Source organism: Streptomyces sp. AA1529, from assembly GCF_000280905.1.
In the GTDB taxonomy this organism is placed as follows: Bacteria; Actinomycetota; Actinomycetes; order Streptomycetales; family Streptomycetaceae; genus Streptomyces.
Window position 1 is genome coordinate 16861 of the sequence record NZ_ALAP01000072.1, and the last position, 12151, is coordinate 29011.

The 12151-nt window shown below is 73.5% G+C and carries 10 protein-coding genes; 7 read left to right on the top strand and 3 right to left on the bottom strand.

Translation table 11 applies throughout. From position 1 onward, the window contains the following. Positions 1–6 precede the first annotated feature (6 nt). Genes A949_RS34015 through A949_RS0120315 form a run of 6 tightly spaced genes read left to right on the top strand, consistent with a single transcriptional unit; the run spans position 7 to position 5685 of the window. Positions 7–1716 (top strand): ATP-binding protein, encoded by a 1710-nt coding sequence (locus A949_RS34015; RefSeq protein ID WP_019357861.1) that lies wholly within the window; start codon positions 7–9, stop codon positions 1714–1716. After that, positions 1713–2144, top strand: coding sequence for a roadblock/LC7 domain-containing protein (locus tag A949_RS0120295; protein WP_019357862.1), 432 nt, complete (start codon positions 1713–1715; stop codon positions 2142–2144). Before A949_RS34015 ends, A949_RS0120295 begins: the two co-directional genes overlap by 4 nt. Continuing rightward, entirely contained in the window at positions 2141–2503 is a 363-nt protein-coding gene (locus A949_RS0120300) for a DUF742 domain-containing protein (protein ID WP_019357863.1), read from the top strand. Before A949_RS0120295 ends, A949_RS0120300 begins: the two co-directional genes overlap by 4 nt. Then, positions 2484–3125 (top strand): GTP-binding protein, encoded by a 642-nt coding sequence (locus tag A949_RS0120305; protein ID WP_026004861.1) that lies wholly within the window; start codon positions 2484–2486, stop codon positions 3123–3125. The genes A949_RS0120300 and A949_RS0120305 overlap by 20 nt, the downstream gene beginning before the upstream one ends. After that, entirely contained in the window at positions 3122–4414 is a 1293-nt protein-coding gene (locus tag A949_RS0120310) for a cytochrome P450 (RefSeq protein ID WP_019357865.1), read from the top strand. The genes A949_RS0120305 and A949_RS0120310 overlap by 4 nt, the downstream gene beginning before the upstream one ends. Beyond that, the gene (locus A949_RS0120315) at positions 4411–5685 is read left to right on the top strand and encodes a cytochrome P450 family protein (protein ID WP_019357866.1); all 1275 of its coding nucleotides are present in this window, start codon (positions 4411–4413) and stop codon (positions 5683–5685) included. The genes A949_RS0120310 and A949_RS0120315 overlap by 4 nt, the downstream gene beginning before the upstream one ends. Positions 5686–5724: 39 nt before the next feature. Here A949_RS0120315 and A949_RS0120320 read toward each other — a convergent pair whose 3' ends face one another. Further along, a complete protein-coding gene (locus A949_RS0120320) occupies positions 5725–7533 on the bottom strand; it encodes an AMP-dependent synthetase/ligase (protein WP_019357867.1) in 1809 nt (602 codons plus the stop codon). A gap of 203 nt (positions 7534–7736) precedes the next feature. Between A949_RS0120320 and A949_RS0120325 the strand changes: the two genes are divergently transcribed. Continuing rightward, a complete protein-coding gene (locus tag A949_RS0120325) occupies positions 7737–8567 on the top strand; it encodes a MerR family transcriptional regulator (RefSeq protein WP_019357868.1) in 831 nt (276 codons plus the stop codon). A gap of 67 nt (positions 8568–8634) precedes the next feature. Here the strand turns inward: A949_RS0120325 and A949_RS0120330 are convergent, their stop codons facing one another. Together A949_RS0120330 and A949_RS0120335 are read right to left on the bottom strand one after the other, a co-directional pair. Further along, on the bottom strand, positions 8635–10815 hold the full coding sequence (locus A949_RS0120330; RefSeq protein WP_019357869.1) for a 3-hydroxyacyl-CoA dehydrogenase NAD-binding domain-containing protein: 2181 nt from the start codon (positions 10813–10815) through the stop codon (positions 8635–8637). 82 nt (positions 10816–10897) lie between these two features. Beyond that, positions 10898–12112 (bottom strand): acetyl-CoA C-acetyltransferase, encoded by a 1215-nt coding sequence (locus tag A949_RS0120335; protein ID WP_026004863.1) that lies wholly within the window; start codon positions 12110–12112, stop codon positions 10898–10900. Positions 12113–12151: the final 39 nt, after the last annotated feature.

Here is a 12151-nt window from a genome sequence, read left to right on the forward strand (position 1 = left end):
TGATTGATGACCTCCCCCGAGACACCACCGCCTCCGGCCCCCGCCGCGGACGGAGCGGCTGCCGGCCGGTCCGGGCCGACCGCGGGCGGCCCCCCGAAGGTCCCGGCCGGTCGCGGTCCCGCCAAGGGCACGGCACTGGCACTGCTGGCCTCCGTCGCGGTCGTCGGCGCCGCCTGCCTGATCACCGTCCAGACCTGCGCCGACTCCGCCCGTACGGCGGTCGCCTGGGGCACCGGCGCGGCCGGCGCCGTACTGTGCGCGGCGGTCGCGACCGCGGTGCACGCCCGGCTCACCAGCCGCTCGCTGCGCGCCCAGGTGGCCGCCGCGCAGGCCGGGGCGGCCGAACGGGACGCGGCCGAAGCCCGCTTCGCGGAGACGGCGGTCCCCGGCGTCGTGGAGCGGCTGCGCCGCGGCGGCTCGGCCGAGACCGCGCTGGCCGAGGCGCCCCCGGTGGCCTCCGAGGCGCAGCGCCGGGTGCTGGCGGCCCTGGCGCACGAGGTGCACCGGGGCGAGACGCTGCGGGCGGCGGCGATGTCGGCGTGCGCCAACGCCGCGGGCAGGGTGCAGGCACTGGCCACCGGCATGGCCGCCGACCTGCGGGAGATGGAGCACCGGCACGCGGACGAGGACGTGCTGGGCGACCTGCTGCACCTCGACCACCGGAACGCGCAGACGGGCCGGATCGCCGACTCGCTCGCCGTGCTGACCGGCGCGCGGTCCGGCCGCCGCTGGGCCAAGCCGATCGTGATGGAGTCCGTGCTGCGCGGCGCGATGGGCCGGATCAGCGGCTACCAGCGGGTGCGGCTGCACGCCACGAGCGAGGCCGCAGTCGCGGGCCACGCGGCCGAGGGCGTCATGCACGCGCTCGCCGAGTTGATGGACAACGCGGCGAACTTCTCGCCGCCCACCTCCGAAGTGCACGTCTACGTCGAGGAGGTGGCCGCGGGCATCGTCATCACCGTGGAGGACGGCGGTCTGGTGATGGGCGATGTCGCGCTGCGCCGCGCCGAGCAGGCCGTCTCCGGTGAGCACGGCGACCTGACCACGCTCTCCGGCACCCGGCTCGGGCTGGCCGTGGTCGGGCGGCTGGCGCGCAAGCACGGCCTGCAGGTCTCCTTCCGGCCCTCCGCGCACGGCGGCACGGGCGTACTCCTGCGCGTCCCGCACGAGTTGGTGACCGAACCGCGCCACGAGGAGCGCACCGAGGTGCCGGCTTCGGCCCCCGCGGTCCCGCCCGTGCCCCGCGCGCAGCGGAGCCCCGCACGCCCGGCGGCCCGGCGTCAGGACGACACGGCGGCAGTCCACTCCCGGCAACCGGAGCCGGCCGGCCCGGAGGCGCAGCGCTCCCCGGGCCACGACCGGCGGGAGGAGACCACCCTGACGACTCCGGCACCGCCGCCCCAGGAGTTCGGCGAGAGCGGACTGCCCAAGCGGCGGCGCGGGCAGACCCTGGCCGCCGTCGCCCGTGCCTCGGCCACCTCCTCACGGCTCTCGGAACCCGCGCCCGGCGCGGAGCAGCGGGACCCGACCGCCGCCGGGGAGACCGCGGACGGGCCGGCTGCGGCCCGCGGCGCCAGACGCCCCTCCGGTGCCCGGTTCGGCGACTTCCGCCGGGCCGTCCAGGGCACCGGTACCGAAGACACCGGCCGGCGCTCCCGGCCGTCCGACTCCTCCCCCACCCGCTCCTCTTCCCTCTCGGAGGACGACACCGAATGATCACTGACAGCAAGCTCGACTGGCTGCTGGAAAGCCTCCTGGAGCGCACACCGGGCGCCCGGCACGCTCTCGTGCTCTCCCGCGACGGACTCAAGCTGTGCCGCACCCCCGAACTCTCCGTCGACCAGGCCGACCAGCTCGCGGCCATCTCGGCCGGCATCCAGAGCCTGTCGCACGGTGCCTCCGTGGAGTTCGGCGACGGCCGCGGCGGAGTGCGGCAGGCGATGGCCGAGTTCTACGGCGGCATCCTGTTCGTCGTGGAGGCGGGCGACGGCGCCCATCTGGCGGTCGTCGCCGAGGAGGACTCCGACGTCGGCCTCATCGGGCACAACATGAACGAACTCATCGAACAGTTGAGCGAATACCTCAGTGCTCCGCCGCGCCGGCCGGACGAGGAGGACGACGGCCGCGGAGGCGGAGACGTATGACCCGGCCGGGCCGGGACGAGGACCCGGACCGGCTGTACACCGTGACCGGCGGGCGCAGCCGCTCGGCGGCCGGAGCCGAGACCTTCGACCTGGTGACGCTCGTGGTCAGCGAGAGCGCTCCGGTGCGCGGCATGCAGTCGGAGCACGCCGCGATCCTGCGCATCTGCCGCTTCCCCACGGCGGTCGTGGAACTGGCCGCCGATCTGGGCCTGCCGGTGAGTGTCGTCCGCATCCTGCTGGGCGACCTCCTGGGCCAGGGGAGGATCACCGCACGCCATCCGCGGCGCGCCCGCACCGCTGACGCACTGCCCGACCCCGACATTCTGAAGCAGGTGCTCGTTGGACTCCGCAACATCTGAAGCGAACCCGGCGCCGGCAGCGGGCTCCGAGGCCCGCCCACCGCTGCTCAGCACCGCGGCCCAGGGACTGAAGATCGTGGTCGTCGGCGGCTTCGGCGTGGGCAAGACCACCATGGTGCGGGCCGTCAGCGACATCCGGCCGCTGAACACCGAGGAGACGATGACCCGCGCCGGGGAGGGCGTCGACGACCTCTCCGCCGTCCGGGGCAAGACGACCACCACGATCGCCTTCGACTTCGGCCGCATCAGCCTGGACGACGAGACGGTGCTCTACCTGTTCGGAGCGCCGGGGCAGGAGCGGTTCTGGTTCCTGTGGGACCGCCTCTTCGCCGGCACCCTGGGCGCCGTCGTCCTGGTGGACACCCGGCGGCTGGAGGACTCCTGGTACGCCATCGACCGGCTGGAGGCGCACGGCACCCCGTTCATCGTCGCGCGGAACGACTTCGGCGGCCCCCCGCACACGACCGCGCAGGTACGCGAGGCCCTCGACCTGCCCGCCGGGATCCCGCTCCTCGACTGCGACGCGCGGTCCCGCGAGTCCAGCAAGAACGTGCTGCTCGCTCTCGTGCATCACCTGTACGACCTGTCCACCGCGCGTTCCGCCCCGGAGAACACCCCGTGACACCGCCCCAGCACCCAGGCGCCGCCTCCGCACCCCCGCCCGGCTGTCCGGCCCGTCCGGACTCCGGCGCCGTCCCGCTGCTGGGGCCGCGCTTCCAGAACGACGACCGGGCGCGGCTCTACCGCGAGATGTACCAACAGCACGGGCCCCTCGCCCCGGTCCTGCTGCCGGGCGACATCCCCTGCTGGCTGGTGCTCGGGTACCGGGAACTGCACCGGGTCACCTCCGAACCGGCCCTCTTCAGCCGCGACTCGGGGCTGTGGAACCAGTGGCCGAACATTCCCCCGGACTGGCCGCTGCTGCCGATGGTCGGCAAACAGCCGTCGATCCTCTACACCGTCGGCGAACGGCACCGGCGCCGCGCGGCCCTGGTCGGTGACGCACTGGCCGCGGTCGACCCGTTCGAACTGCGCAACCACGCCGAGCGGTTCGCCGACCGGCTGATCGACGGCATCTGCGGACGCGGCTCGGCCGACCTGATCGCCGAGTACGCCAAGGTACTGCCCGCGCTGGTGCTCGCCCGGCTCTTCGGCTTCTCCGACGAGGCCGGAGCCGAACTGGTGCCCAGCATCAACGCGCTCGTCGACGGCGGGCCGGACGCGCTGCGCGGCCGGGACCGGGTGCAGGCGGCCATGCACTCCCTGCTGGCCGCCCGGCGCACCGCACCGGGCGCCGGCGTCGCCTCCCGGATGCTGCGCCACGGCCACGCGCCCGAGTTCACCTTCGAGGAGATCCTCGAGGACATGGTGGTGAACATCGTCGCGGGGCACCAGCCGACCGCGGACTGGATCGGCAACTCCCTGCGGCTGATGCTCACCGACGAGCGGTTCGCCGCCTCGCTCTCCGGCGGCCGGCACAGCGTCGCCGAGGCCATGAACGAGGTGCTGTGGGAGGACACCCCCACCCAGAACATCGCGGGCCGCTGGACGACCCGCGACACCCGGTTGGCCGGCCGGCACATCCCGGCGGGCGACCTGCTGATGCTCAGTTTCGCCGCCGCCAACGGCGACCCCCGGATCCGCCCGGACCGCACCGTCCTCACCGGCGGCAACAGCGCGTTCCTCTCCTTCGGGCACGGCGAGCACCGCTGCCCCCATCCGGCCCAGGACCTCGCCGAGGGCATCGCGCGCACCGGGATCGAGGTGCTGCTGGACCGGCTGCCGGACCTGGACCTGGCGGTCAGCCCGCAGGCCCTGGTCTGGCGTGCCTCGCCGTTCCTGCGCGGGCTGAGCGCACTGCCGGCCCGCTTCACCCCGACCCCCACCAGCACCACAGGAGGCCCTCGATGACGCCGTGCCCCGTCACCGGAACCGGTCCGGACTCCGGCGCCGGCCGTGCGGCTGCCACCGACCCGGTGATCGTGCTCGATCCGCTGGTCCGCGACCTGGCCGGGGAGGGCGCCCGGCTGCGCGCCGCGGGGCCGCTCGCCCCCGTGGAGCTGCCCGGCGGGGTGCGGGTGTGGGCGGTGACCCGGCACGCGGCGGCCCGCAAGCTGCTGACGGACAGCAGGCTGGTGAAGAACATCGAGCACTGGGCCGCCTACCGGCGCGGGGAGATCCCGCCGACCTGGCCGCTGATCGGGCTGGCCGACCCCGGCCCCAGCATGCTCACCTTCGACGGTCCGGAGCACCGCAGGCTGCGCGCGCTGACCGCGCAGGCGCTCACTCCGCGCCGGGTGGCGGCGCTGCGGCCCCGGATCGAGGAGATCACCCACACGCTGCTGGACGGTCTGGAGGCGGCGGCCGACGCGGAGGGCCGGGTCGATCTCAAGTCCGCCTTCGCGTACCCGCTGCCGATGGCGGTGATCGGCGATCTGCTGGGCATCGACACCACGCGGATCCCGCGGCTGCGCACGCTGTTCGACGGCTTCTTCAGCAGCGTCACCCCGGCCGAGGAGGTCCCGGCCATCATCGCCGAGCTGGGTTCGATCTTCGGCGCCGAGGTCGCCCGGAAGCGGGAGTCGCCCGGCGACGATCTGACCAGCGCGCTGCTGGCGGCCGCGGAGGACGGCGACTCGCTCAGCGACGAGGAGGTGGTCGCCACCGTGCAGGTGCTGATCACCGCCGGCCACGAGACCACGATCAGCCTGCTGGTGAGCGCGGTACGGGCGCTGCTCACCCGCCCCGAGCAGCTCGCCCTGCTCCGGTCGGGCGAGGTGGGCTGGGAGGCCGCCGTCGAGGAGACGCTGCGCTGGGACGCGCCGACCACGCATGTGCTGATCCGCTTCGCCACCGAGGACCTGGAGGTCGGCGGCACCGTGGTGGCGCGAGGCGACGCGGTGATCATCTCCTACGGCGCCATCGGTCGGGACGAGGAGCAGCACGGACCGGACGCGGAGCGGTTCGACCTCACCCGCACGCCCACCCGTCATCTCTCCTTCGGGCACGGGCCCCATGTCTGTCCCGGGGCGCCGCTCTCCCGGCTGGAGGCGCTCGTCGCCCTCCCCGCCCTCTTCGACCGCTTTCCCGGACTGCGGCCGGCGGTCGACCCGGCGGAACTGCGCAACAAGCCCGCGATCACCCAGAACGAACTCCACGAACTGCCGGTGCGGCTGCGCTGATCCCGGGCTGCGCCCGGGGGCGTCCCCGCGCCGGGGGCCTCATTCGTAGAGTCCGTCGATGAGCTGCCGGAAACGGTCGCGCACCACCTGCCGCCGCAGCTTGAGCGAGGGGGTCAGCTCGCCCGTCTGCGGGGTCCACTCCCGCTCCAGCAGGTGGTAGCGCTTGACCTGTTCGGTGCGGTTGAGCCGGGCGTTGGCGGCGGCCACGGCACGGTCGACCTCGGCGCGCACGGCGGGGAGTGCGGCCGCCCGGCCCGGTGGCACCTCGACACCGGTGCGGGCCGCCCAGGCCGGGAGTTCCTGGGCGTCGAGGACCAGGAGGGCGACCAGATAGGAGCGGCCGTCCCCGTGCACCAGCGCCTGGCCCACCAGCGGATGCTCCTTGAGCGCGTTCTCCACCAGGGTCGGGGAGACGTTCTTGCCCGTCGAGGTGACGATCATCTCCTTCTTGCGGTCGGTCAGCCACAGGAAGCCGTCCTCGTCGACGCGCCCGATGTCCCCGGTGGCGAACCAGCCGTCCGCGTCGGTATCGGACCGCACCGAACCGTCGGCGCGCAGATAGCCCGCGAAGAGAGTGCTGCCGCGCACCAGGATCTCGCCGTCCTCGGCGGTGCGGACCTCCGTGCCGCCGAGCGGGCGGCCCACCGAGCCGAGGCGGAAGGCCGCGGGCCCGTTGAGGGTGAGCGCTCCGGTGGTCTCCGTCAGCCCCCAGGCATCCATGATCACCACTCCCAGGCCCGCCCAGAAGTCCTGCAGATCCGGCGGCAGCGGGGCGGAGGCGCTGGCGGTCCAGACCAGCCGGTCGAAGCCCACCGGCGCCAGCAGCGGCCGCAGGACCTCGTGCCGGGCCTTCTCGTAGGCCGCCGCCAGCTGCGGGTCGGGGTCGTGGCCCCGCTCGCGGCAGCGCACCTGGGCGCGGGCCACCCGTGCGGCGTCCCGCACCGCGGCCCGCCGCTCCGCGGGCAGCGCCTCCAGCGCCGCGCGGACGGCTGCGGCCAGCTTCTCCCACACCCGCGGCACCCCGAAGAACTGCGCCGGGCGCAGTTCCCGTACCAGGGCGGCGACCCGGTCGGGGTCGGGGCACAGGTGGACGTGCCCGGCGCGCAGCACCGGCAGATAGATGCCGAGCATCCGCTCGGCGATGTGCGCGAAGGGCAGGTAGCAGATGTGCTCGACGTGGTCGGGCAGTTCGGCGATCCCGTCGAGTGCGAGGCCGTTGAGGATCACGTTCCGGTGGTTGATCACCACGCCCTTGGGGTCGCCGGTGGTGCCGGAGGTGTAGACGACGGTCACCGGGTCCTCGGGGCGCACCCCGCGCCATGCCCGTTCGAAGGCGGCGGAGTCGTGGCGCCGCGGCAGGGTGCTCCAGGCGGTGTGCGGGCCCGCGGCCTCCGTGTCGGCCACCACGAGCCGGAGCCGTCCGGAACCCTGCTGCCCGCAGTCCGGCAGCTGTTCCCAGCGGGTACGTTCCTCGGCTCCACCGATGACGGCCAGCCGGGCCCGGGAGTGCCGGACGATGTGCGCGAGCTGCTCGGGAGAGGCGGTGCCGTAGACGGAGACGGGCACCGCGCCCAGGTGCACCAGGGCCAGATCGGTGAGCCAGTGCTCGGGACGGTTGCCCATCATCAGCAGGACGTGCTCGCCGGGGGCGACGCCCAGCGCGCCGAGTCCGGCGGCCGTCTCGGCGACGCGGTGGCGGACCTGGGACCAGCTGAGCGTGGTGCGGCCGCCCTCGCCGGTGTCCCAGGAGAGCGCCGGGAGGCCCCCGTGGTCGCGCTCGTTGCGCAATAACAGGTCGGGGACGGTCAGTTCGGACGCGTCGCCGGGGAGTCGCAGGATCGTCGTCATGGCGCCTCCGGAGGTGAGGTGGCCGATGAGTGGTGCCGACCGCGGCCGCCGGGGGCCCGCGCGCCACCGGCAGGCGGTATGCCCCGCCGTCCTGCCGCGAGCCTAGCGCGGCGCCCGGGCCGCGTCGACGGTGCCGCCGGAGCGGACCGTCCGGCCCGCCGAGGTTTCACATAAATGGTGAGACAGCAATACTGTTGAACACGATGGGTACGCACGGCACCCGCGGCGGTGCCGCGGTGAGAGGGGCGCGGCAGATGGAGCGGCAGAACGGGACGGCCGACGAGCCCCTCGACCAGCTCACCGTCGACCAGCTCGCGGCGCGGGCGGGCGTGACGGTGCGCACGCTCCGTTTCTACAGCACCCGCGGCCTGCTGCCGCCGCCCACCATCGGCCCCCGCCGGGTGGGCCGCTACGGCCCCGAGCACCTCTCCCGGCTGGCGCTCATCGAGGAGCTGCAGCACCAGGGCATGACCCTGGCGGCCATCGAACGCTATCTGCAGCGGCTCCCCGATGACATCAGCGCCCACGATCTGGCCATCCACCGCGCGGTCGTGGCCTCCTGGCTGCCGGACACGGTGGACGAGACGACGCGTTCCCAGCTGGAGGGCCGGGTCGGCCGGGAGCTGACCGACGACGACCTCGAACGCCTCGCGGCGATGAGCGTGCTGGCCCGTACGGACGACCCGGACGTCTTCCGCGTCGATCCCGCGCTCGTGCAGCTCGGGGTGCGGCTGCTGGACGTCCCGATGTCGCAGGAGGCGATCCTGGCCGCGCGTTCGGTGATGCTGGAGCACGCCCGCTCCGCCGCACGGGAGCTGAGCCGGCTCTTCAAACAGGAGGTGTGGGACCCCTATCGGGAGCTGGAGCCGGACCCCGAACGGCTGGAGCGGATGAAGTCGCTCTCCGCGCACATGCAGCCGATGGTGGTGCAGGCCCTGGTGACGGCATTCCAGCGGTCCATGAAGGAGGAGTTGCGGGAGGTCTTCCCGCTGGAGAGCCCCCCGCGCACGGCCACCGGCCCGGCACCCGAGTGAATCCGGCGGGCGGCCGGAGCCGCCCGGCTGCCCGGGCGGCCGGACAGCCGGGGCGGCCGTGCGCCGGTCAGTCCGTGAAGGTCTCGCCCCGTGCGGCCTTCTCCGCCAGCAGCGTGGGGACCGCGAACCGCTCGCCGTAGCGCTCGCCCAACTCCCCGGCGCGGGCCACGAAGCCGGCCGGTCCGCCCTCGTATCCGTTGATGTACTGGATCACTCCGCCCGTCCAGGCGGGGAAGCCGATGCCCATGATGGATCCGATGTTGGCGTCGGCGACCGTGGTGAGCACGCCCTCCTCGAACAGCCGCACGGTGTCCAGCGCCTCGGAGAAGAGCATCCGCTCCTTCATGTCCTCGAACGGGATCCCTGGATCGCCCTCGACGGCGAAGTGCTCCCGCAGCCCCGGCCACAGCCCGGCCCGCTTGCCGTTCTCGTCGTAGTCGTAGAAGCCCGCACCGCCGCTGCGGCCGGTGCGGCCGAACTCCTCGACCATCCGGTCGAGTACGGCGTCGGCCGGGTGGACGGGCAGTTCCCCGCCCTCGGCCCGCAGCGCCTGCCGGGTCTCGTCCCGGATCCGGCGGGGCAGGGTGAGGGTGAGTTCGTCCATCAGGGAGAGCACCTTGGCCGGGTAGCCGGCCTGCGCTGCGGCCTGCTCCACGGTGGCCGGGTCGACGCCCTCGGCCAGCAGGGCGACGCCCTCGTTGATGAAGTGGCCGATGACGCGCGAGGTGAAGAAGCCGCGCGAGTCGTTGACCACGATCGGGGTCTTGCGGATCCGCCGTACGAGGTCGAACGCGCGGGCCAGCGCCTCGTCGCCGGTCTCGCGCCCCTTGATGATCTCGACCAGCGGCATCTTGTCCACCGGGGAGAAGAAGTGCAGCCCGATGAAGTCCGCGCGGCGCTCGACGCCTTCGGCGAGCGAGGTGATCGGCAGCGTGGAGGTGTTGGAGCACAGCAGCGCGTCCGGGGCGACGAGGTGCTCGATCTCCTGGAACACCTTGTGCTTGAGCGCGGGGTCCTCGAAGACCGCCTCGATCACGACGTCGCAGCCCGCCACCGCCTGCGGATCGGCGGTGGGGGTGATCCGCGCCAGCAGCGCGTCGCGGTCGGCCTCGGTGGTCTTCCCGCGGGAGAGCGCCTTCTCCAGCAGTCCCGCCGAGTACGCCTTGCCCTTCTCGGCCGCCTCCGGGGTGACGTCCTTGAGCACGACCTCGATGCCCGCCCTGGCACACGAGTACGCGATTCCGGCGCCCATCATCCCCGCGCCCAGCACGGCCACCCTGGCGGCCTCGCGCCCGGCGATCCCCTGGGGCCTGCTGCGGCCCGCGTTGACGGCCTGGAGGTCGAAGAAGAACGCCTGGATCATGTTGGTGGAGATCTGCCCGCAGGCCAGCTCCACGAAGTAGCGCGCCTCGATGACCTGCGCGGTCTCGAAGTCCACCTGGGCGCCCTCGACGGCGGCCGCGAGGATGTTGCGCTGGGCCGGATAGGGCGCCCCGCCAGTCTGCTTCTTGAGGTTGGCGGGGAAGGCCGGCAGGTTCTCCGCGAACTTCGGATGCGCGGGCGTCCCACCGGGGATCCGGTACCCCTTGACGTCCCAGGGCTGCTGCGCGGCGGGGTTGGCCTCGATGAAGGCGCGGGCGGCGGCCAGCATCTCCTCCGGCGTCCCGACGACCTCGTGGACCAGACCGACCTCCTTGGCCTTGGCCGGACGGTACTGCTGGCCCTGGAGGAGCACGTTCAGCAGCGCGTCGGTGATGCCCAGCAGCCGCACCGCACGGGTGACGCCGCCGCCCGCCGGGAGCAGCCCCAGTGTGGCCTCCGGGCAGCCGATCTTCGAGCCGCGGGCGTCGAGGGCGACGCGGTGGTGGCAGGCGAGCGCGATCTCCAGACCGCCGCCGAGCGCCGCGCCGTTGAGCGCGGCCACCACCGGGAGGCCCAGGGTCTCGATACGGCGCAGGTCGCGCTTGATGCGCATGCCGTTGTCGAAGACCTCCTGGGCGTCCTCGGGCCGCGCCCGGATGAGCAGCCGCAGGTCGCCGCCGGCGAAGAAGGTCTTCTTGGCGGAGGTCATGATGACGCCGCGCACGCTGTCTCGTTCGGCCTCGAGCCGGTCGGCGACCGCGGTGAGGGACGTCTGGAAGGCCGCGTTCATGGTGTTCGCGGACTGGTCCGGGTCGTCGAAGGTCAGTGTGACGATTCCGGTGCTGTCCTGGTCCCAGCGGATGGTGGTGGAGGTGGGTTCGGGCATGGTTCGGACTCCCTGAGCGAGCGGTGCGGCCCCCGGCGTCGGCGAGGGGGAACGGATCGGGCGGACGGGTCGGCGGCCGCGGCTACAGCCGTTCGACCACGGTGGCGACCCCCATTCCGCCTCCCACGCACAGCGTCACCAGCCCGTAGCGCTGATCCGTGCGCTCCAGTTCGTCGATGCACGTCCCGAGCAGCATCGCGCCGGTGGCCCCCAGCGGGTGCCCCATGGCGATGGCGCCGCCGTTGACGTTCACCTTCTCCAGCGGGAACCCCATGTCCTTGGCGAACCGCAGCACCACAGCGGCGAACGCCTCGTTCATCTCGGCGACGGCGATGTCCTCCACCGTCAGCCCGGCTTTGGCCAGGGCCTTGCGGCACGCGGGGGCGGGCCCGGTGAGCATGATGGTGGGGTCGGCTCCGGAGACGGCGGCCGAGACGATCCGCGCCCGGGGGCGCAGCCCGAACCGCTCCCCGACCTCCTGGCCGCCGACCGCGACCAGGGCCGAACCGTCCACCATGCCGGAGGAGTTGCCCGCGTGATGTACGTGGTCGATCCGCTCCACCGCGTGGTACTTCTGCAGCGCCACGGCGTCGAACCCGCCCATCTCCCCGATGGTCGCGAACGACGGCTTGAGGCCCGCGAGGGTGTCGGCGGTGGTGCCGGGACGGATGTGCTCGTCGTGGTCGAGGACGGTGAGTCCGTTGCGGTCCCGTACCGGTACCACCGAGCGCGCGAACCGGCCGTCCTTCCAGGCGTGCGCGGCCAGTTCCTGGGAGCGGGCGGCGTACTCGTCCACGTCCCGGCGGCTGAACCCCTCCAGAGTGGCGATCAGGTCGGCGCCGATGCCCTGGGGCACGAAACCGGTCTCGAAGCTGGTCAGCGGGTCGTTGAACCAGGCGCCGCCGTCCGAGCCCATCTTCACCCGGGACATGGACTCCACCCCGCCCGCCAGGACGAGGTCCTCCCAGCCGGAGCGGACCTTGGCGGCGGCCATGTTGACCGCTTCCAGGCCGGAGGCGCAGAAGCGGTTCTCCTGGACGCCGGCGACGGTGTCGGGCAGCCCCGCGGCGATGGCGGCGATCTTCGCGATGTCCGAGCCCTGGTCGCCGACCGGGCTGACGACGCCGAGCACGATGTCGTCGACCGCCTGCGGGTCCAGGTCGGGCATGCGGCGGCGCAGCTCGTCGATCAGGCCGACCACCAGGTCGACGGGCTTGGTGCCGTGCAGGGCGCCGTCGGCCTTGCCGCGGCCGCGCGGGGTGCGGATTGCCTCGTACACGAACGCTTCTGAGCTCACGAGGGGTGCCTTTCGTACGGGGGCGGAGGGGAGCCGCGC